23 protein-coding genes are annotated in these 20,956 nt (G+C 43.1%); 17 read left to right on the top strand and 6 right to left on the bottom strand.

Annotation, left to right across the window (positions count from 1 at the left end; all coding sequences use genetic code 11):
* The first annotated feature begins 453 nt into the window (after positions 1-453).
* The 6 genes from CU633_RS12795 to CU633_RS12770 all read left to right on the top strand — a co-directional run bounded on the left by CU633_RS12795 (position 454) and on the right by CU633_RS12770 (position 5,674).
* Positions 454-1,632, top strand: a complete 1,179-nt coding sequence (locus tag CU633_RS12795; RefSeq protein WP_101660972.1) for an ABC transporter substrate-binding protein — start codon at positions 454-456, stop codon at positions 1,630-1,632.
* 93 nt (positions 1,633-1,725) lie between these two features.
* A complete protein-coding gene (locus CU633_RS12790; protein ID WP_101660971.1) occupies positions 1,726-2,604 on the top strand; it encodes a branched-chain amino acid ABC transporter permease in 879 nt (292 codons plus the stop codon).
* A gap of 13 nt (positions 2,605-2,617) precedes the next feature.
* Positions 2,618-3,592 carry a branched-chain amino acid ABC transporter permease gene (locus CU633_RS12785; protein WP_101660970.1) on the top strand — a complete coding sequence of 325 codons (975 nt, stop codon included), beginning with the start codon at positions 2,618-2,620 and terminating at the stop codon, positions 3,590-3,592.
* Entirely contained in the window at positions 3,567-4,346 is a 780-nt protein-coding gene (locus CU633_RS12780) for an ABC transporter ATP-binding protein (protein ID WP_101660969.1), read from the top strand. The genes CU633_RS12785 and CU633_RS12780 overlap by 26 nt, the downstream gene beginning before the upstream one ends.
* The gene (locus CU633_RS12775) at positions 4,346-5,053 is read left to right on the top strand and encodes an ABC transporter ATP-binding protein (protein WP_101660968.1); all 708 of its coding nucleotides are present in this window, start codon (positions 4,346-4,348) and stop codon (positions 5,051-5,053) included. Before CU633_RS12780 ends, CU633_RS12775 begins: the two co-directional genes overlap by 1 nt.
* Before the next feature lie 429 nt (positions 5,054-5,482).
* Complete coding sequence (locus tag CU633_RS12770) at positions 5,483-5,674, top strand: hypothetical protein (RefSeq protein ID WP_101660967.1); 192 nt, start codon at positions 5,483-5,485, stop codon at positions 5,672-5,674.
* Positions 5,675-5,952: 278 nt separating this feature from the next.
* Here the strand turns inward: CU633_RS12770 and CU633_RS12765 are convergent, their stop codons facing one another.
* Together CU633_RS12765 and CU633_RS12760 are read right to left on the bottom strand one after the other, a co-directional pair.
* On the bottom strand, positions 5,953-7,491 hold the full coding sequence (locus CU633_RS12765; RefSeq protein ID WP_101660966.1) for a solute symporter family protein: 1,539 nt from the start codon (positions 7,489-7,491) through the stop codon (positions 5,953-5,955).
* Positions 7,488-7,853, bottom strand: a complete 366-nt coding sequence (locus CU633_RS12760; protein ID WP_257958717.1) for a DUF485 domain-containing protein — start codon at positions 7,851-7,853, stop codon at positions 7,488-7,490. The genes CU633_RS12765 and CU633_RS12760 overlap by 4 nt, the downstream gene beginning before the upstream one ends.
* Before the next feature lie 350 nt (positions 7,854-8,203).
* Between CU633_RS12760 and CU633_RS12755 the strand changes: the two genes are divergently transcribed.
* The 5 genes from CU633_RS12755 to CU633_RS12735 all read left to right on the top strand — a co-directional run bounded on the left by CU633_RS12755 (position 8,204) and on the right by CU633_RS12735 (position 10,483).
* The gene (locus CU633_RS12755; RefSeq protein ID WP_257958716.1) at positions 8,204-8,746 is read left to right on the top strand and encodes a DUF3267 domain-containing protein; all 543 of its coding nucleotides are present in this window, start codon (positions 8,204-8,206) and stop codon (positions 8,744-8,746) included.
* Positions 8,747-8,767: 21 nt separating this feature from the next.
* A complete protein-coding gene (locus CU633_RS12750; RefSeq protein ID WP_101660965.1) occupies positions 8,768-9,073 on the top strand; it encodes a rhodanese-like domain-containing protein in 306 nt (101 codons plus the stop codon).
* Between the two features lie 188 nt (positions 9,074-9,261).
* On the top strand, positions 9,262-9,753 hold the full coding sequence (locus tag CU633_RS12745; RefSeq protein ID WP_101660964.1) for a hypothetical protein: 492 nt from the start codon (positions 9,262-9,264) through the stop codon (positions 9,751-9,753).
* Complete coding sequence (locus CU633_RS12740) at positions 9,728-10,237, top strand: hypothetical protein (protein ID WP_101660963.1); 510 nt, start codon at positions 9,728-9,730, stop codon at positions 10,235-10,237. The genes CU633_RS12745 and CU633_RS12740 overlap by 26 nt, the downstream gene beginning before the upstream one ends.
* 60 nt (positions 10,238-10,297) lie before the next feature.
* Positions 10,298-10,483: a sporulation protein Cse60 gene (locus CU633_RS12735; RefSeq protein WP_101660962.1), complete on the top strand. Its 186-nt coding sequence runs from the start codon at positions 10,298-10,300 to the stop codon at positions 10,481-10,483.
* A 222-nt stretch (positions 10,484-10,705) separates the two neighbouring features.
* On the opposite strand, the gene CU633_RS12730 is transcribed toward CU633_RS12735, so the two are convergent.
* The gene (locus tag CU633_RS12730; RefSeq protein WP_101660983.1) at positions 10,706-11,974 is read right to left on the bottom strand and encodes an NAD(P)/FAD-dependent oxidoreductase; all 1,269 of its coding nucleotides are present in this window, start codon (positions 11,972-11,974) and stop codon (positions 10,706-10,708) included.
* A 208-nt stretch (positions 11,975-12,182) separates the two neighbouring features.
* Here CU633_RS12730 and CU633_RS12725 point away from each other — a divergent pair, with 208 nt between their 5' ends.
* The gene (locus CU633_RS12725; protein WP_101660961.1) at positions 12,183-13,799 is read left to right on the top strand and encodes a putative polysaccharide biosynthesis protein; all 1,617 of its coding nucleotides are present in this window, start codon (positions 12,183-12,185) and stop codon (positions 13,797-13,799) included.
* A 75-nt stretch (positions 13,800-13,874) separates the two neighbouring features.
* Here the strand turns inward: CU633_RS12725 and CU633_RS12720 are convergent, their stop codons facing one another.
* On the bottom strand, positions 13,875-14,108 hold the full coding sequence (locus CU633_RS12720) for a hypothetical protein (protein WP_101660960.1): 234 nt from the start codon (positions 14,106-14,108) through the stop codon (positions 13,875-13,877).
* A gap of 120 nt (positions 14,109-14,228) precedes the next feature.
* On the opposite strand from CU633_RS12720, the gene CU633_RS12715 reads away from it, so the two are divergent.
* From CU633_RS12715 to CU633_RS12705, 3 genes are all read left to right on the top strand, one after another.
* Positions 14,229-14,939, top strand: coding sequence for a pseudouridine synthase (locus tag CU633_RS12715; protein WP_101660959.1), 711 nt, complete (start codon positions 14,229-14,231; stop codon positions 14,937-14,939).
* Positions 14,940-15,115: 176 nt separating this feature from the next.
* Positions 15,116-15,886, top strand: a complete 771-nt coding sequence (locus CU633_RS12710) for an SDR family NAD(P)-dependent oxidoreductase (RefSeq protein ID WP_257958712.1) — start codon at positions 15,116-15,118, stop codon at positions 15,884-15,886.
* Positions 15,887-16,021: 135 nt separating this feature from the next.
* Complete coding sequence (locus CU633_RS12705; protein ID WP_101660957.1) at positions 16,022-16,285, top strand: hypothetical protein; 264 nt, start codon at positions 16,022-16,024, stop codon at positions 16,283-16,285.
* Between the two features lie 132 nt (positions 16,286-16,417).
* On the opposite strand, the gene pepT is transcribed toward CU633_RS12705, so the two are convergent.
* Positions 16,418-17,650 carry a peptidase T gene (pepT, locus tag CU633_RS12700; RefSeq protein ID WP_101660956.1) on the bottom strand — a complete coding sequence of 411 codons (1,233 nt, stop codon included), beginning with the start codon at positions 17,648-17,650 and terminating at the stop codon, positions 16,418-16,420.
* Positions 17,651-17,855: 205 nt separating this feature from the next.
* Here pepT and CU633_RS12695 point away from each other — a divergent pair, with 205 nt between their 5' ends.
* Together CU633_RS12695 and cax are read left to right on the top strand one after the other, a co-directional pair.
* The gene (locus CU633_RS12695) at positions 17,856-18,587 is read left to right on the top strand and encodes a DsbA family oxidoreductase (protein WP_101660955.1); all 732 of its coding nucleotides are present in this window, start codon (positions 17,856-17,858) and stop codon (positions 18,585-18,587) included.
* A gap of 170 nt (positions 18,588-18,757) precedes the next feature.
* Complete coding sequence (cax, locus tag CU633_RS12690) at positions 18,758-19,798, top strand: calcium/proton exchanger (RefSeq protein ID WP_180954957.1); 1,041 nt, start codon at positions 18,758-18,760, stop codon at positions 19,796-19,798.
* A gap of 117 nt (positions 19,799-19,915) precedes the next feature.
* On the opposite strand, the gene yhfZ is transcribed toward cax, so the two are convergent.
* Positions 19,916-20,854: a GntR family transcriptional regulator YhfZ gene (yhfZ, locus tag CU633_RS12685; RefSeq protein ID WP_180954955.1), complete on the bottom strand. Its 939-nt coding sequence runs from the start codon at positions 20,852-20,854 to the stop codon at positions 19,916-19,918.
* Positions 20,855-20,956: the final 102 nt, after the last annotated feature.

Below are 20,956 nucleotides of genomic sequence, written 5' to 3'. Positions count from 1 at the left end.
GAGCGGAACTTGAGATTTACGAGCGGAACTTGAGATTTACGAGCGGAATTTGAGATTTACGAGCGGAACTTGGGATTTACGAGCGGAATTTGAGATTTACGAGCGGAACTTGAGATTTACGAGCGGAACCTTCCGCTTAATTCCCTTGACTTTGCACCACTTTCAGTAATTTCATGGAAACAAATACAAGTAACTGGAATTATTTCTGGCCGTAAACGACTCTTGAGACTGAAAATGATCATTTTTCTCCTAAAAAGGGTTATTTTTTTAAAAAAATAAAAATAGAGCTTTGATAGCCAAGTATGAGCGCCTCTCCCTTCACCATATTAAAAGAAAAACCCTCTTAAAATTCGTATTTTTGCCATAGACTAATAGGGAAGAATCATGTACAATGTTTTCAGAATATTGATTATCTTCATAAGACTCAAAAAGGAACAATCAGGGGGGAAAAAGATGAGAAAAAGAAAAGCAGCAGGAATTTTTATGTCTTTGTTATTAACGGCAGGAGTGATGGCCGGATGCGGCGGTGCCGGTGAGAAATCATCAGGTGAAAGCGGCGGAGATACAATTAAGATCGGTGCCAACCTGGAGCTTTCAGGAGGAGTGGCTTCTTACGGCCAATCGATTAATGAAGGCCTTAAACTGGCGATTAAAGAGATTAATAAAGAAGGAATTGACGGCAAACAACTTGAATTGGTGCCGGTCGATAACAAATCTGACGCTGCTGAAGCAACAAACGGAGCAATCAAGCTTGTCAGCCAGGATAAAGTTGCAGCCATTGTTGGAGCGGCCACCAGTACAAATACACTTGGCCAGGTGGAAATTGTCCAGGAAAACAAAATTCCTTTGATTACCCCAACAGGAACAAATCCGACGATTACCAGTGCGGATGGCAAATTGAATGATTTCGTGTTCAGAACATGCTTCATTGACCCGTTTCAAGGAACGGTTGCTGCTAACTTTGCTGCGAAAGATTTAGGCGTTAAAACAGCAGCTGTCCTGATTGACAGCTCAAGCGATTATGCCAAAGGGCTTGCTGATTCCTTTAAGGACGCCTTTAAAAAGAATGGCGGCGAAATTGTCGGAGAGGAAGCTTATGTTGCCAAGGATACGGACTTCCGTGCCACTTTAACAAGAATCAAATCAAAGAATCCGGAATTTGTCTTTTTACCTGGATACTATGAAGAAGTAGGCCTCATTGTCAAACAGGCACGCGAACTTGGATTGGATGTACCATTCATGGGCGGCGACGGTTGGGATTCCCCGACACTTGTGGAAATTGCCGGTGCTGAAGCACTTGAAAATACGTATATTACAAACCATTATTCTTCCAGCGATCCAGATCCAAAGATTCAAGACTTTGTAAAAGCGTTCCAGGCAGAGTATAACAATAAAAAACCTGATGCGTTCGCGGCACTTGGCTATGACACAGGGTATTTCCTTGCAGATGCGATCAAGCGCGCCGGAAGTGCCGATCCTGAAAAGATCCAGAAAGCACTTGAAGAAACAAAGGATTTAGCCCTTGTTTCCGGAACAATGAATCTTGATAAAAACCATAATCCGATTAAATCGGCGGCAATCTTGAAGTATGTAGGCGGCGAACAGCAGTTTGAAACAAAAGTAAACCCATAATAAATCAGCAAAAGCTGAGTTTCAGAGTAGGGGGCCTTGTCCCCCTATTCAAGTTTGTAGGGGGATTACAGTTTTTTCTAGAGGAGTGCGGTTATGGAAATCATTCAACAATTAATCAATGGTATATCACTCGGCAGTATTTACGCATTGATCGCTCTCGGTTATACAATGGTATACGGGATTGTAAAACTGATTAACTTCGCCCATGGTGATGTGTTTATGGTCGGTTCCTTTGTCGGCTTTTACTCGATTACGATTCTCGAGCTTGGCTTTTTCCCGGCGATGCTGTTATCGATGGTTGTTTGTGCTGTTTTTGGCGTATTGATTGAACGGATTGCTTATAAGCCGCTCAGAAATGCGACAAGAATCGCGGCGCTGATCACTGCAATCGGGGTATCGCTGCTTATTGAATATGGAGTCATCTACATACGCGGTGCCCAGCCTGAGGCATATCCGGGTACCGTTCTTCCTTCAACAAATCTTGAATTTGCCGGAATCACAGTCAGCAGCCAATCGCTGTTCATTCTCGCTGTCTCCGTTTTTCTGATGATTTTGCTGCAGTTTATCGTTCATAAAACGAAAATTGGAAAAGCGATGCGAGCTGTTTCCCATGATGCCGATGCCGCAAAGTTAATGGGAATCAATGTCGACCGGACGATTTCCGCCACGTTTGCAATCGGTTCTGCCCTTGCCGGAGCGGCCGGAGTCATATTCGGAACCTACTATACTAAAATTGAACCTTTAATGGGAATCATCCCCGGCTTAAAGGCATTCGTTGCTGCCGTTTTAGGCGGAATCGGCATTATTCCCGGGGCGATGATCGGCGGGCTTTTGCTGGGGGTAATCGAAGCGTTGGTAAGCGCCTCGGGATTTTCCTTGTTGCGTGATGGGGTCGCATTTATTGTGCTTATTCTAATCTTGATTTTCCGCCCGTCAGGCCTGCTCGGCAAAAATGTAAGGGAAAAAGTCTAGGGAGGACTGCACGATGGCAATTTTCAAACAAACAAAAGGCTTTTGGCTTTCAATGGCAGCGGCCATTGCCGTATTTGGCATTATTCAGTTCCTATTCATGAACGAACTTTTAAATATTTTTTATGAAAATACACTATTTACAATTGCGATTAATATTATACTCGCAGTCAGCCTGCACTTGATCATCGGGATTACCGGCCAGTTTTCAATTGGACATGCCGGGTTTCTCGCTGTCGGTGCCTATGCCTCGGCGATCATCACGATGAAACTGGGATTGCCATTTGGTCTGGCCCTGATCGTCGGTGGTTTGGCGGCAGCGGCTGCGGGGCTGATCATTGGCATTCCTTCCCTGAGGCTGAAGGGCGACTATTTGGCGATTGCGACGTTGGGGTTTGGAGAAATTGTCCGGATTTTCCTTTTAAACATTGACTATGTCGGCGGGGCCAGCGGAATGCGTGTTTCACCTTTAACGACATGGCCATGGGTCTTTTTTGCGATGTTGATTACCCTTTTGGCGATCAGGAACTTTACAAATTCAACCCATGGAAGAGCCTGCATCTCGATTCGCGAAGATGAGATTGCCTCGGATGCGATGGGAATCAATACAACCTATTATAAGGTAACTGCATTTGCAGTCGGTGCTTTTTTTGCCGGAGTCGCCGGCGGGCTTTTCGCTCACAATTTCTATATCATCCAACCGTCAAACTTTGGATTTCTCAAGTCATTTGATATTTTAATCTTCGTTGTACTCGGCGGCCTCGGCAGTATGTCGGGTGCGGTGATTGCAGCGATTTTGCTGACTGTCATTTCGACGTTCCTCCAGGACTACGCGGAAACAAGAATGATTATTTACAGCCTTGTTCTGATTGTGATGATGCTTTATCGTCCACAAGGGCTCCTCGGAACAAAAGAAATTACATCTTTCTTTAAAAAACGGAGATCTGTTGATGGGGGTGCGGGAAATGACAGCAAAAACACCGTTGCTTAAAGTGGACAATGCAGGCATCCAATTCGGCGGCTTGAAAGCTGTTTCAAATGTGAATATTGAAATAAGAAGCGGCGAGCTTGTCGGGCTGATTGGACCGAACGGGGCTGGGAAAACGACGTTTTTCAACTTGTTAACAGGTGTGTATGTGCCAACAGAAGGTGAAATCGTCTTGAACGGCGACAAGCTGAACGGCCTCCCACCGTTTAAAATCACGCGGAAAGGAGTCAGCCGGACCTTCCAAAACATCCGCTTGTTCAGTGAATTGTCGGTTCTTGATAACGTAAAGGTTGCCTACCATTCGCTCGCGAAGCATTCGGTTGCGGCGTCTTTGTTTCGCCTGCCTTCACACTTCGCCGGAGAAAAGGATATGGAAGAAAAAGCAATCGATTTCTTGAAAATTTTCAATCTTGAGCGCTTTAAGGATGAGAAAGCAAAGAACTTGCCTTATGGACAGCAGCGCCGCTTGGAAATTGCCCGGGCACTTGCTGCTTACCCGAAATTGCTTCTTTTGGATGAACCGGCAGCAGGGATGAATCCGCAGGAAACGAGAGACTTGATGAATTTGATTGCCTTTATCCGCGAGAAATTCAGCCTGACTGTATTGCTGATAGAGCATGATATGCAGCTTGTCATGGGAGTATGTGAACGAATTTACGTCCTTGACCATGGCCAATTAATTGCCGAAGGTGTCCCTGAAGAAATCCGCAATAATCCAAAGGTGATTGAAGCGTATTTGGGAGAGGAGGTTTCATAATGCTGAAGATTGACGACATCAATGTGTTTTATGGAAATATCCAGGCTCTAAAAGGAGTTTCCCTTAATATTCAACCAGGGGAAATTGTGACGTTGGTTGGGGCCAACGGAGCGGGAAAGAGCACCTTGCTTAAAACGATATCCGGTTTGTTAAAACCAAAACAAGGGAGCATCGTCTTTGAAGGACAATCGATTGTCGGCAAGCCGGCCCAGACGATTGTCAAAAGAGGCCTTTCCCATGTACCGGAAGGCCGCCGTGTTTTCTCCAACCTGACCGTCGAAGAAAATCTTGAACTGGGAGCCTATCTTCGCAAGGATAAAGACGGGATTCGCAAGGATTTCGAGCGCGTATACGATCTTTTCCCGCGCATGTATGAACGGAGGAAGCAGCAAGCCGGAACGCTCTCGGGCGGGGAGCAGCAAATGCTCGCGATGGGCCGGGCGCTGATGGCAAAGCCGAAGCTCCTCTTGCTCGATGAACCATCGATGGGACTTGCTCCTTTGCTTGTGAAAACCATTTTTAAAATCATTGAAGAAATAAACCAGAACGGGACAACCATCCTCCTCGTCGAGCAAAATGCCCATATGGCACTGTCGATTGCCAATCGGGCCTATGTCATCGAAACAGGAAAGGTAGTTTTATCCGGAACAGCGGAAGAACTCCACTCAAGCGACCAAATTAAAATGGCGTATTTGGGCGGGCATTAAGTTTGAACTACATTTACCTGGGATTAACTCCGTTTTTATTTTAAATGAAGTTCTTTTTTGAAAAAAGGAGATTAAAAGAGACAATCTAAGATAGCTTTGGTGATTTTTTTAAAAAATCCTTGATTTGCATTGGTGTATTCCACCAACATATTACAAATAATGAAAATATTATATTGTTAAAATACCCGGTACGGTATAAGAGGAAATTAATTAAGCGAAAAATCAAGGGAATTAAGCGAAACTTCGTGTTATTTAAGCGATAAAATCAGGAATTAAGCGAAAACCATCATTAATTAAGCGAAACGGTAATAGGCGAGATTTCCACCGTTCCAGAAATGTCATCCTACGTCTAAAAAAAAGTCTGGCATAACTTTTTTTCCCTGTTATAATGTTTTATGAAGAAATACAATTCATAAAAAGGTGGCCTTTATGGGGAATACTTGTAGGTTTGTTATTAACGCTGTAGGAAAAGGTGGAGAAACATACTATACCCACTGTCATGATAAACATGAGCTGGAAAAATGGATAGCAAACCATAAAGAGAAAATCATCATGGATGAATTAAAGATAACCGATAAAAAAAAGAATCCACTGTTAAAGTTGGTCTCTCTAATAAAATAATACAACTTAAACGTCATTCAACCACGGAATGGCGTCTTTTCATATTGCAAAGTTTTTAATGTAAACGGTCCCTTTCAAAGCAATATAGTAGTGATCAAAAGGATACCTCTTAAATGTTAGGTGGAGTTCATATTGATAAACAAAGAGTTGCAAAATGCCGGGGAAATGAAAATCTGCTAAAAATTAATCCCGCACAAACGCTATCAATAGGTTTTCTGTGCAGCACCTGGTGTGTACCCAGTGAAAAAGAGGCAGCACCCGCTGCCTCTTTAAACTCTTTAATGCGAAATATTGTGAATGCCGGTATTGGCTTTAACGAGAATTTCGTCAAATTTCTTGGCATCTTCCTTCTTCGAGGAGAGCAGTGTCCCGACAATGGCGCCGATAAATCCAAGCGGAATCGAGATGATGCCCGGATTTGTCAGGCTGATCAGCGGTTCGCCAACGAGGATGGCCGCGCCTTCCGGAGACCAAATGTTTGGACTGATCATCACCAGAAAAATAGAACTGAACAAACCAACCAGCATTCCGCTGACCGCCCCGGCTGTATTGAAGCGTTTCCAAAAGATCGTTAACAAAATAATTGGCAGGTTGGCACTGGCGGCAACCGCGAAGGCAAGCGCAACGAGAAATGCGACATTAAGCTTTTGGGCAAACAGCGCCAGTAGAATCGACAGAATCGCGACGCCGATTGAAGCCCAGCGTGCTGCGACAACTTGCTCCTTTTCGGTAGCCTGGCCGCGGCGGACAATATGGCTGTAGAAGTCATGGGCAAAGGCTGAAGCTCCTGATAGAACGAGACCTGCCACAACCGCCAAAATCGTCGCAAACGCAACTGCCGAAACAAACGCAAACAGAAAATCTCCACCCAGAGCTTTTGCCAGCAATGGCGCCGCCATATTACCGGCAGCATTGGCCGCAACGATTTCGTCATAACCGACAAACGCGGCTGCCCCGAACCCGAGGAAAATCGTCATCACGTAGAAAGCGCCAATAATCCACGTTGCATAAACAACGGACTTCCGGGCCGTAATCGCATCTTTTACGGTAAAGAAACGGATCAAAATGTGCGGCAAGCCGGCCGTTCCTAAAATCAACGCAAGGTTTAATGAAATGTTATCAAGCGGATTGGTAAATTTGTTGCCTGGATTTAAGTAGGCTTCCCCCAATGGAGTAGCAGATTTCATCTGTGTAAACATATTCATCACGCTAAAATCAAATTTGGCGAACACAATGACGGAAATAATGAAGGTTCCGATCATCAACAGCATCGCTTTGACGATTTGCACCCAGCTTGTTGCTGTCATTCCGCCAAATACGACATAAACGGTCATCAATATACCAACGATTAATACCGAATAAACATAGTCAATTCCGAGCAACAGATGAATTAATGCGCCAGCACCAACGAGCTGGGCAATCATATAAAAAATTGAAATCGTGATCGTATTGAGAGCCGCAACACCGCGTACTTTTTTATCGTCAAAACGAGCGGCAATCATGTCTGCCATTGTATATTTACCGAGGTTTCGAAGCGGCTCGGCAACAATATATAACACGACCAGATAAGCCACGAGAAAGCCGATGCTGTAGAAAAACCCGTCAAAACCGGAAAGTGCGACCATCCCGGCAATCCCGAGGAAAGAAGCAGCCGACATATAGTCACCGGCAATTGCGAGGCCGTTTTGCCACCCTGTTAAGCTGCTGTCGGCGGTGTAAAATTCACTGGTCGTCTTTGTCCGCTTTGAAGCATAATACGTAATGACGAGTGTCAAGCCAACAATCAATAAGAATAGTGTAAATGCCAGCATGTTCATGCGTTCTTCCTCCTTGCACCCCTTGTTTCTTCAATAACCTCTTCAACGATTTTGTCAAAACCCGCTGCTTTTTGGGAATAAATAATACAAAGAGTCCATGTCATGATGAATTGTGCAAAGGCGAACACCCATGCCCAGCTGATTGCCCCTACAGCAGGAGTGTTTAAAACCGTTGAATACGCTGTCAAAATTGGCAGAGTGAAATAAAAAGCGAGAAAAAACAGGGAAAAAGGCAAAATGAAATTCTTCTTGCTCTTTAGCAGCCTCTGAAAAGACGAGGATTGAGCAATCTTCGAGTAATCCAATGATGCAGCCCATTGTTCCATTTTTGGATCAGTTGTACTTTTTTGATTTAATCCCATATAAATCCCCCTTTGAAAGTAAAATGCGCAGGTATGTCCCCGGCAAATTAAATACAGTTCCTATTATATTATTATCTGAAAAATTTGTAAATTCTAAACCATATGAAACTTTCGAATGTAGCTAAAATAATGGTTAAAACAGCTTTAATTGCTAGTCTGATAGGTGTTAAAATATGATGGGAGCTTCAAATTTTGCTATGCTGCGATACGGTCTTTTCGCAACATTAATCTGCCTGGTAAGTATTTATGCGGATTTGTTTAAATTCAACGCGGATATTTTTCTTTAATATAGTATTTATAACGGTTATGATTAAATTAAAATGGAAAAATAATCATTTAGGAGTGGTTATGTGAACCAAACAGAAAATCCCGGCAAAGTCGTTACATTTTCGATACCTGTCGTAATGGTGGCTTCGCTCTTGTTATCGATAGTGATGATTATCATGACTGCAATTCTCCACAGTGCTTTTCACGGGACGGCCAACTTTACAGTCAATACTTTAGGATTTATCCTTTTCTTTGTTTGTTTTATGGTTCTTGTCATCGTCCATGAATTTTTCCATATGATTGGCTTTCACTTTGCTGGAAAAGTGCCGTGGAATGAGATAGCATATGGGGTAGACTTCAAAAAGGGGATTGCCTACGCCCACAGCAAGCAGATGATCACGGTAAAAGCGATGAAAATCGCTCTATGGCTGCCGTTTTTAGTAACTGGTCTGCTTCCGTTTGTCATCGGGGTCATGCTTGATGAAGTTTTTCTGACGCTGCTGGGTGCCTTTTTGATCGGCGGCTGTACCGGGGATTTTGCATTTATTTTTAAAATCCGCAAGTACTCCTCCAATACGCTCGTTAAAGACCATCCAACAGAACCGCAATTTACGGTTTATGAATAATAAGAAAAAGGGGACAAGGGCATGGATACAATTGAAACGATTACAACTGAAGAGCTGAAAAAGAAGCTTGAATCTGGTGAGAAATTGGAGCTTGTCGATGTCAGGGAGGATGAAGAGGTCGAGCAGGGAATGATTCCAGGAGCAAGACATATTCGAATGGGTACGATTCCAGACAACCTCGATAAGTTCGACAAAAATAAAGAATACATCTTCATCTGCCGTTCAGGAAGACGGAGCGAAAATGTCTGCTACTATATGCAGGACAAAGGCTACAAAGTCCGCAATATGGTTGGCGGCATGCTCGAATGGGAAGGGGAAACAGAATAATAAACGGAAAACCGGTTCTCGCTGTGAGGGTCGGTTTTATTTGCTTCAGTATCCTCATTAATAAAACCTCATCCAAAACTTCTTGAAATCTGCTGGTTGAAGTGAGCTCAGATCTATGCATGGATATTTCGACCATACCTTGAGAAAGCTATAGGAAACCGTCTTTTATTTTAAAGGAGAGCTTGCATATGTTGAGCTTTTGGGCTGTTTTATTACTGACGTTGCTTCTGTGTTACGCGTTGCTGAAAGATCCTGATATATATTTCTTTTTGGGAGTGACTCATTGGCTTTTTGTCTCGTTAATGGTCCAGCTTCCAATTTTTTTAATGGAATACACTTTTAATGTCATAAAAATTACGAATTCCCCACTCGTTTTTATTACCTACCATATTGCGCTAATCATTACGATTCCAGCTTTGTTTCTGTTCATTTATCTGCATTATAAAGAACAGGCAGCAAGCAAGAAGCTTATTTTGATACTGCTCCAGTTTTTGCTTTGCATTGCGGGCGAGAAGATGTTTGCTGCAGACGGTTTTATCGTATACAAGGAGTGGAATTTCCTTAAAAGCATGATTTATTGGATTTGCATGCTGGCCCTCTACTATATTTTTGCTTTCTTTGTTGAGAGGGCTATCCGAAAGGAGCGCACTCGAAATGCCGCTGATGCCGATCCGCTTTGATGAGAATGAGTGGTTTGTGATTATTACCGGTTTGGGCTTGCTCATTTGCTACAGATGGTTGAAAAAGCCGTTCCCGAAGCTGATACTCCTGACGAACTCTATATATTTCTTTTTTTTTGGATTAACTGTTGACCACACCATAGGGGCAGATTATCCATTTAATTTATACGATACGATGGATCGCTCTTACATTGATATTTTTGATTTAATCATTTACGGCTTGCATTATCCGCTCGATGGCTATTTCTTTTACCTCTCTGTTTACCGGTTCAGGCCCAAAGGTTTACGCACAGTGATATTTGTTTGTGGCTGGTCGATCGTATCAGTGATACTCGAAGTGATTGCCGTTTACTTGTCTGTGTTCCAGTACCTCAGGTGGAACCCGGTTTATTCCTTTTTCTCCTACCTTGTCATTTTTGGAATCAGCTATATTTTTATAAAAAAATTGTTTCATTCCTATCGATCGAAAATTGCTCCTTTTTAGTATAAAAGATGTACCGGCTGTTAATGCTGGTAAAAAAAAGAGATTGAAAGGGAGAGGACTTTGATACAAGTAAAATTGTTTGATCAGGAGCATGAAAAAGATTTAGAGTATGATATGAATCGTTTTTTGGAAAGATTGGATGAAAACAAGATTGTCGACATCAAGTATAACCTGGCAGCAATGCCTGAAGATGACGATGAAGAACAAATCTATTGCTTTTCCGCGATGGTCATTTATCGAGCCTGACATGGGTATCAGGCTCTTTTAATTTAGGTTCATTTTAAAAATTACTGTGTCATTTCTACGTTTCGCTTAATTATAGTGCTGAGCGCTTAATTATTTGTGTGAACGCTTAATTATTCGCGTGAGCGCTTAATTATTGGTCCTGAACGCTTAATTATTAATTGCGCGCTCGTTCCGCTTAATAGTTTCCAATCGATTTCCAGATTCAGACGATAATCAGGCACCTCATCTCGACAATGCGAATGCAGCGGCGTTTTTACCGGCGAGCCGGCCGGTAACAAGGGCGGAGGTGATATTATACCCGCCTGTATAGCCGTGGATATCGAGAATTTCACCGCAAAAATAAAGCCCATCCATCAGCTTGGATGCCATTGTTTGCGGTTCAACCTCCTTAATGGACACGCCGCCGCCTGTTACAAACGCCTTTTCGAGTGGAAGCGTTCCGTTAACTTTAAATTGAAACTGTTTAATGTTTTTCACAAAAGTGCGGATTTTTTCATGGGAAATGACCGCACCCTGTTCATTCGGATCAATTTCGCTAACCTCGAGCAAAAATAACAAATACCGCTCTGGAAGCAAGCCTTTTAAAATATTTTTGACCGCTTTCTTCGGTTCACTTTTGATAAGAGCGGAAATTTCCTGAAAAAGCGGCTCTTCTTTTTTATCAGGAAGTGCATCAAGATTCATCGTTACTTCATCCAGCTTCCATTTTTCCTTCGCTTTAACGACAAACTGGCTGCAGCGCAAAACCGCCGGGCCGCTAATCCCGAAATGCGTGAAGATCATGTCCATTTTATGCGTTACAAGCGGCTTGCCTTTTGGGTTGAGCACGCTTAATGCGATATCGCGCAATGACAAACCTTGCAAGATTTTTTCCTTGATAAATGGTTCTCTCGACGTGATGGGCACCTCGGTTGGAAACAGGTTCGTAATCGTATGCCCGGCTTTTTTAGCCCATGGATAGCCATCGCCTGTCGAGCCTGTATGGGGAACCGACTTCCCGCCTACGGCAATCACGGCTGCATTGGTGTGGATTTTTTCGCCGCTCATCAGCTCAATGGCCGCGGTGCGGTTGTCCTGATAATGAACATCCTTGACTGGAGAGTTCGTTTTGATTTCAACCTTTAATTCGTTCAGCCTTCTTAATAACGCGTCAACTACGGATTGGGCTTTATCTGTAACCGGAAACATCCGGCCATGATCCTCTTCCTTCAGCTTGACCCCAAGCTTTTCAAAGAAAGCAATAATATCTTCATTGTTAAAAATCGAAAACGCACTGTATAAAAAACGTCCATTACCGGGGATATGCTTGATGATTTCGTCGATCGGCAGCCGATTGGTTACATTGCAGCGGCCGCCCCCGGAAATTGCCAGTTTTCGCCCGAGCTTGTCTCCTTTATCGATAAGCAGAACTTTAGCACCCTGTTCGCCGGCCGCGATCGCCGCCATTAACCCTGACGGTCCACCGCCAATGATTGTAACATCGTATTTCATCATTCCACCAACTTCATCAAGATCTACATATTTAAACATTTCCATCTTAGCATGAAAAAAACCGGAAAGTAAAAACCAGCTTTTCCGGCTGCACTGGCGCGGAAGGCAAAAGAGATGTAAACTACTAATAGTGAAATTTTTTATAATATACCACAACTGGCTGATTTTTTTAGAAAAAACCGTTGTGTCATATACAGAGAGGGATTTTATGTCGTCTAAACTTTTACGGGGAACCTTTATTTTAACTTTGGGCACGATACTTTCCAAGGTTCTCGGTCTATTATATGTCATTCCGTTTTACGATATTGTTGGGAAGCAAGGAACAGTTCTGTACCAATATTCATATATTCCATATACCATTTTTATCAGCATTGCGACCGCTGGTGTGCCGCTTGCTGTTTCAAAATTCATTGCAAAATATAATGCACTGGAAGAATATGCGGTAAGCAGGAGGCTTTTTAAATCAGGTCTCGTTGTCATGGCCATCAGCGGTATCATATCATTTTTATTATTGTACTTCGGTGCGCCGGCACTGGCTGAAATGATTATTAATGATAAAGAATTGAATTCAAGTGTCGCCGATGTGGTTACTGTAATCCGGGCTGTCAGCTTTGCCTTGATCGTTGTGCCGTTTATGAGCCTGATCAGGGGGTTTTTCCAGGGCCACCAGTCGATGGGGCCTTCAGCAGTATCGACAGTGGTCGAACAAATTGTCCGGATCGTCTTTCTCTTGGCGGGAGCTTTTATTGTCTACAAAATCATGAAGGGGAGTCTCACATCTGCGGTTAGCGTTGCTACCTTTGCTGCCTTTATTGGAGCAATTGGCAGCCTGTTAGTTTTATTATGGTACTGGTACAAACGAAAGCCGTTTCTCGATGAGTTATTAACGCATGATAAGGGAACGGTGGACATCTCGCTCCCGGAAATATATAAGGAAATCATCGTTTACGCAATCCCGTTTGTCTTGGTCGGGATCGCCAACCCGCTCTTTCAATTTATTGATTTGCTCACCTTTAACCGGGCCATGGCATCTATTGGCCTGGCGAAACAAGCAGAAACTGCTTTGTCAATCCTAAATTATCAGACGCATAAATTGGTCATCATTCCTGTCTCACTGGCAACTGCTTTTTCATTGACACTTGTTCCGAGTGTAACTAAGGCCTTTGTCGAAAATGATCGGGCCAGTTTAAACCGCCAGTTGAATCAAACATTCCAGGTCATGTTGTATATAACTCTTCCGGCCGTTGTTGGTCTGGCCTTGCTCGCAGAACCAGCCTACACGCTGTTTTACCAACATGAACCGCTTGGAACGCAGGTGTTGATGACATATGCACCAGTGGCACTTTTATTTGCACTCTATTCGGTAACAGCCGCGATTTTGCAAGGCATAAATGAACAGCGTTTTACCTTGTTAAGCCTGCTTGTCGGCCTGCTGGTAAAATTAAGCCTAAATATCCCGTTAATTAAGCTGATGGAAACACGAGGGGCAGTTTTAGCAACGGCGCTTGGCTACACAGCAGCAATTTTAATAAATATGTTTGTGATCAAGGCGTTTGCCCGCTATCGCTTCCGGCTTGTATTGAGACGGGGGTTGCTGATCGTCTTGTTTACGGGGCTGATGCTGGCTGCTACTGCTGTTACTTACAATTTGGTGACGTTGGTGCTTAGTCCGGAAACAAAGATTCAATCGGTCATAATCGTAGCCATTTGTGCCGCCGTTGGAGCCGGGGTTTATTTTTACTTAGGCCTGCGCTCCAGACTTGTCTACTTTTTATTTGGCGAAAGAGTGGACAAGATAAAAGGGAAGCTGAGATTGCCGATGTGAATGGATTGCGCTTGACGGTGGGATTTAGATCCCAAGACAGAAAAAAACAGGTTCCCAAATCGGGAACCTGTTCTTTTAGTAACTGAAAGTATCTGTTTCGTCACGGTAGCCAAGCTGTCTCTCAATCCGGTCAAGCCTGCGGTTGATGCGGTCTACTTGCCGGTTAAGCCGTTCAACTTGGCGCTCAAGGCGGTCGAGACGACGATTTACATCTCCTCCTGGATACCCAGGATAGCCCGGATAACCACCCGGATAGCCCGGAGCCGGGAAGTAGCCTTCTGTACCTTGTTGACGATAATTATAATGCATTCTCACCACTCCTAATCATACAATTTTAAAATTATGATATTAGTCTATTCAGAGCCGTTTTTTTGGTGAGTGAAGTTCTGATTTAACTTCACCACAAAAGCCGCTTAACTGGAGGTAAATATGCGAATTGATAAAATGCTGGCAAACCTCGGATATGGAAGCCGAAAAGACGTGAAAAAGCTTTTAAAGGACGGAGCAGTCCTCGTTAACGATGAAAAAATCAAAGACCCCAAGCACCATGTAAATCCGGAAACAGATACCTTGACCCTGAACGGGGAAGTGATCGAATATAAGGAATATATTTATTTAATGATGAACAAACCGCCCGGAGTTATTTCGGCAACAGAAGACAACCGCGATCAAACGGTGATTGACCTTCTCGAAATGGAGGATCAGGTATATGAACCGTTCCCGGTCGGCAGGCTCGACAAGGACACGGAAGGATTGCTGTTAATTACAAATGACGGGCAGCTGGCGCACCGGCTGTTGTCCCCGAAAAAGCATGTACCGAAAACATATTTTGCGGTGATTGATGGAGAGGTCACTGAAGGGGATATTGAAGCGTTTAAAAAAGGCGTTACACTTGATGACGGCTACGTGACAAAACCGGGTGAACTCGTCATTCTTAAATCGGGGTTGAGATCGGATATTGAACTGACAATCACCGAAGGTAAATTTCATCAAGTAAAAAGAATGTTCCAGGCGGTCGGAAAGCGGGTTGTTTATTTAAAGCGGATTTCAATGGGTCCGTTGGTTTTGGATGAAAGCCTTGCACTTGGGGAATATCGCGAGCTGACTGAGGAGGAGATGGAAGGGTTGATGGAACATTGATGGGGACGTGATTCCAGCGTATTTTTTCGGAGGAACTAATCAGTAAAGTTGAGGTAATTGCACTTAAATTAAAATTGTGTTAATAATGTGGAGTTTGCAAGGAAACGCTCTCAGGAGTTCAATCGGATGGTAAAATGTTTTTGTTAGGACCATTCTATTTTTCAGGAGGGATTTTTGTGAGTTTTTCTGGCAAAGTGGTGTTGGTGACCGGAGCTGCAGCGGGGATCGGCAAGGAATCGGTGAAAGCGTTTGCTGATCAGGGTGCGAAAGTTGTGTTAGTTGATTTGGATGCTGACACTCTCCAGGCAACTGCAAAAGAGCTGGAGCTTCAGGAAGGCAGTTATTTGGTAATGGCGGCTGATGTTTCCAAAGAAGAAGAAGTGGAAAAATATGTTCAAAAGACTGTTGAGCAATTCGGTTCGATCGACGTATTCTTTAACAATGCCGGCGTTGAAGGCAAGGTACTTCCCATCACAGACTATCCAGCAGAGACTCTCGATCATGTCCTGAACGTCAATGTCAAAGGTGTATTTTTTGGACTTAAGCACGTATTGCGAATCATGAAAGAGCAAAAATCCGGAGCAGTGATTAATAATTCTTCCGTTGCGGGTCTAGCAGGAAGCCCGAATGTCAGTGCTTATATTGCATCAAAGCATGCCGTCATCGGACTGACAAAAGCAGCAGCGGTCGAAGTGGCCCCATTTGGAGTCCGCGTCAATGCTGTTTGCCCTTCTCCTATAAACACAAGAATGATGCGGTCTCTCGAAAGCGGCTTTTCTCCTGAGAATGCCGAAGCTGTGAAAGAACAACTGACACAAACGATCCCATTAAAACGCTATGGTGAATCTGCTGATGTCGCGAACCTCGTCCTATTCCTTGCATCTGAGCAAGCGTCGTTCATCACAGGTGTTGCCTGCCCTGTCGATGGTGGGCTTACGGCCCAATAAAAATAAAGAGAGGCAAACTTCCTTTTTCAAGGGAGTTTGCCTCTTTTTTTTGGATAAGTTGTATTACACATACAAAGTTTTATACAATTAAATGGGTCATGCCAAAAGATCGGAAATTACATAGAGGTGAAGCAAATGAAGACTACTTCTCCTAAATTAGATTTAACATCTGAAGAGAGATCAAAATTAAGAAAAAATAAAATAAAAATAAAAGAAATAGCTAATCTGGAAATTTCGGATCTTTCCCGATACTTAAACTCGTCACTTGAAAGAGCCAAATATCTCAGAGCGATGGCGATCTGGAAAAGTTATCGAGAGCGATTTGGATATCCTTCGACAAGGCCCACTATTGCCTGGTACGAAAAAGAAGGGAAAAGGAAGTCATTAACCTATATTTGAAAACACGAGGTAAAAGAGGAATCCACGGCTTGGGATCATATATCCGCAGACAGCGTCAAACATCCGTGCAGACGAAAATACATACCAGAAGAATGGCCAGGGATCGCAATCCCTGGCCAAAATTTATTATATTCAAGCTCTTTCTTCAAACAGTTTAATAATTTCAATAATGGTTTCCGAAGCTTTGACCATATTTTCCACGGAAATAAATTCGTATTTACCGTGAAAATTTTCACCGCCAGTGAAAATATTCGGTGTCGGCAGTCCCATATACGATAACTGTGAACCGTCTGTTCCACCCCGGATCGGTTTAATGACAGGCTGGATATCCAAATTCTTCATCGCTTGATGAGCAATGTCGACGATTTCCTTCACAGGTTCAATTTTTTCCTTCATGTTGTAATATTGATCCGTCAGCTCAAGGATGATATTATCTTCTCCGTAAGTTTGCCTTAATTCATTTACAATATTTTTAATCGTCGCTTTTCTTGCTTCAAATGTTTGTCTGTCAAAATCCCTGATAATATAATAGAGGTTCGTCTTCTCGACGTCTCCGTTAAATGAAATCAAGTGATAGAATCCCTCGTACCCTTCGGTATATTCAGGTGCTTCATGAGCAGGCAGCCTGTTATGCAGTTCCATCGCGATTTTTGCTGAATTCACCATTTTTCCTTTGGCGGTTCCAGGATGAATATTATTGCCTTTGATCGTAATTTTCGCGGAAGCGGCGTTAAAGCTCTCATATTCCAGTTCGCCGATAGGCCCGCCGTCCACTGTATAAGCATACTTTGCATTAAAAGCTTTCACATCGAATTTATGAGGGCCTCTGCCAATCTCCTCGTCAGGCGTAAAAGCGACTCTTATTTTGCCATGCTTAATTTCCGGATGCTTGATCAAATAAGCCATTGCCGTCATGATCTCGGCAATGCCTGCCTTATTATCCGCTCCGAGAAGAGTAGTTCCGTCTGTTGTAATTAACGTGTGTCCCTTGTAATCGGCAAGATTAGGGAACTCCTGTGGTGATAACACAATATGTAAAGGGTCGTTTAAAACAATCTCGTTGCCATCGTAAGCTTCGACAATTTGCGGATTGACGCCAGCACCAGTAAAATCGGTTGCCGTATCAAGATGGGCCAAAAATCCAATCGTCGGCACTTGTTTGTCCGTATTTGCAGGCAGGGTGGCCATCACATATCCATTTTCATCAATTGTTACTTCTTCCATACCGATTGCCTTTAGCTCATTCACGAGCATATTTGCAAGTGTCAGCTGCCCGGGTGTAGAAGGACAGATTTTGCTGTCTTCATTCGATTGGGTGTCCACTTTGACATAAGACACAAATCTTTCAATCATTTCATTTTTCACCGTTTGGTCATCTCCCTTTTTTATTGTTATGCTCTTATATTATCACGGTTGGGTATTTTCTTCTCATTAAGGCGAAACCATTTTTACAAAAAAATATATTACACGGACGAATAAGGACACCAATGAAAATTTTGAGCATGTGTTGAGTGGTTTCACAAAAGGGTATGCTACTATAAAAATATCTTGAATTAAAGAGGTGTTTAAAATGAAAATAGAGGTTTGGTCGGATTTTGTTTGTCCGTTTTGTTATATTGGAAAGCGCCGGTTAGAAGCGGCGCTGGCTCAATTCCCACACAAAGATCAGGTGGAGATTGAGTACAAAAGCTTCGAGCTTGATGCAAATGCTCCGAAAAATTCGGGGAAAAGCATTCACGAGTCGCTCGCAGCCAAATATGGAATGAGCGTTGAAGAAGCGAAGCAAGCAAACGCAAATGTAGGCCAGCAAGCAGCAAGTGCAGGGCTCACTTTCAATTTTGATACAATGAAGCCAACCAATACGTTCGATGCGCATCGTCTTGCCAAGTTTGCAAAATACCACGGAAAAGAAGCGGAGGTTACTGAAAAGCTGCTTTATGCATACTTCACAGAATCTAAAGATTTGAGTAATTTCGAAACACTTGCAGACATTGCCGAAGCAGCCGGCCTGGACCGACAAGAGGCCGTAAATGCTTTACAGGACCAAAATGCTTTTGCCAATGAAGTCCGCATAGACGAATCAATTGCACAGCAATATGGCATCAGAGGCGTGCCGTATTTTGTCATTAACTCAAAATATGCGATTTCCGGAGCCCAGCCGGCCGAAACGTTTACAAGCGCCCTTCAAAAAGTGTGGGAAGAAGAAAACCCGGCACCAAAACTGCAAGATCTTTCAGCAGATGGGGCTGACGATGCATTCTGTGCTGATGGCAGCTGTGCTGTTCCACCCAGAGAGAATTAAGAACAACAAATGCATGAAAACAGTCGCCCTAATTCGGTATTTGAATTAGGGTTTTTTTACTATATGATTGTATTAGTTGTGAACCCACGCTTAATAAGGATATATAAGGGTATAAAGAGTAAGAGATTATTAAAGAATGAGAGGGAAATTGTGTGACGGAAAAAATTTTTATGGCATTGGCATTAATTGGTTTTCCACTTTCGGTCATTGGAACACTTATACATTGGCCCAGTACTTTATTATTTATTATTTACTGTTTAACTATTATTGCGTTAGCCAGCTTTATGGGAAGGGCAACAGAAAGCCTTGCGATTGTAACCGGTCCGCGTATCGGCGGCTTGTTAAATGCCACTTTCGGTAACGCGGTCGAACTGATCATTTCAATCTTTGCCTTAAAAGCCGGTCTCGTTGGCGTGGTGCTTGCTTCCCTGACGGGTTCTGTGTTGGGTAACTTGCTGTTGGTTGCCGGGTTATCGTTTTTTGTAGGCGGTCTTAAGTTCAAGCGCCAGGAATTTAATGTATTTGATGCGAGACATAATTCCGGGCTTTTGATGTTTGCTGTTGTCGTTGCTTTTGTGATCCCGGAAGTATTTTCAATGGATATGAACGAAACAAAGACATTGTTTCTCAGTGTCGGAATATCAATCATTTTAATTGGGCTTTATCTGGCTGCTTTATTTTTCAAACTAGTCACGCATCGCGGTGTTTATCAACATGATAACAAAGGAGCGGAACATCATGAAGAGGAACCGGAATGGGGAAAAGGAAAATCACTTGCTATTTTATTAATTGCGACCCTTGCAGTAGCATATGTTTCCGAAAATCTCGTCCATTCGCTTGAAGCCGTTGCTGAAACGTTCGGCTGGACCGAATTATTTATTGGGGTCATCATTGTCGCAATCGTCGGTAATGCAGCTGAACACGCGTCCGCTATTATTATGGCTTATAAAAATAAAATGGATATTGCTGTTGAAATTGCCGTGGGTTCCACGCTGCAAATTGCGATGTTCGTAGCACCTTTGCTTGTTTTAATATCGCTTTTATATGCTAACCCAATGCCGCTCGTGTTCAGCCTTCCGGAATTGGTGGCCATGGTGTCGGCGGTGCTGTTGACAATCGTCATTTCAAACGACGGTGAATCCAACTGGTTTGAAGGGCTCACCATGCTGGCGGCGTATGTTATTATTGGTATCGGGTTTTTCCTATTGTAATAATAAGTTTGCATGTTTATTTGTGAAAATATTTTTTAAAAGATAAGAACCATAACACCGTCCAAACTCTGGACTGTGTTATGGTTCTTTGACTTTACGAAGGATAATTTTAACCATTCAAAATGCAGGAGGGATCACCCCATTTACCACATTTTTTTGAATCTTGATTACTTCCTCGGGATCGATAATATGGTTTAGGAAATTGCCAACTCCAGATTGTTTTTGGATGACAATGACAGCCTCTGTACATTTAGGAAGAATATCATTTGCCTGATTACTTTTCAGAGGAAACATGCTGAGAGGAAGATTTTTTTCCACAATCTCATCTACGTTCCAAACAGCAGCATCAGCCTCTCCGCTCTGTAACATATGAGGTATCTGCATATAGCCAACTTCCAGGAACTCTACCGGCAAATGCCCAAACTCGGCTTGAGTCAGTTGGTACTGATCAAGTGAGTCTTTATCCACACAAACTTTCATACCTTCAAAAAAATTGTCATCAGCCCCCAGAGGTTTGAATATCACATGATTGGAAACGTGAGTACCAGGGCCAAATCCATGCCAAATTTCCAAATCCGGGTCATTTTCACAAAGGGTCTCCCCGGATAACCTTGAACAAACAATGAAATCGTTGCGTTTTGCTTTCAAAGCTTTGGCCCGCGAAACCACACCGCGCATAAATGCCAATGAAGAAGGAATATTTTGCGCTGTGAAAACTTGCTTAAGGCCTGTCGCCATCCCGGCTAATAAGTTTGTATATGGTAAGGCCAACGCACCAAAAACAACCTCCCGGCCAGTTGCCTGCCAAAGAACAGGGTAGTCGATTGCTTCGATGTGGGTGCCCTTGTGCCCTTTACTTTCAAGTTGTAATGCCCCTATGTCCACCAAAGTTTGTACCGCTGCCTGAATGGTACCATTGCCGACTCCAAACTGAACGGCATAATCGGTGATTCGCGGGATTCGGTCGCCCACTTGAAACTGTAAAAACTCCCTGGCTAATTCAGCAGCTACTGCGCCTTGTTTACTAAACAGGGATTGAGATAACTTGTTGTTCAACATAAAGTCACTCCTATATAAATAGATAAATAATAGTTTTTAAGTCTAAAGAAATTATACCAAATAATAGTAATGTAGCATAAAAACAAAATCCTGTAAATT

This window comes from Bacillus sp. V3-13 (genome assembly GCF_002860165.1).
Lineage (GTDB): Bacteria > Bacillota > Bacilli > Bacillales > Cytobacillaceae > Bacillus_BJ.
The sequence above is the reverse complement of the archived record's forward strand: the minus strand, read 5'-3'. Positions and strand labels throughout refer to the sequence as shown.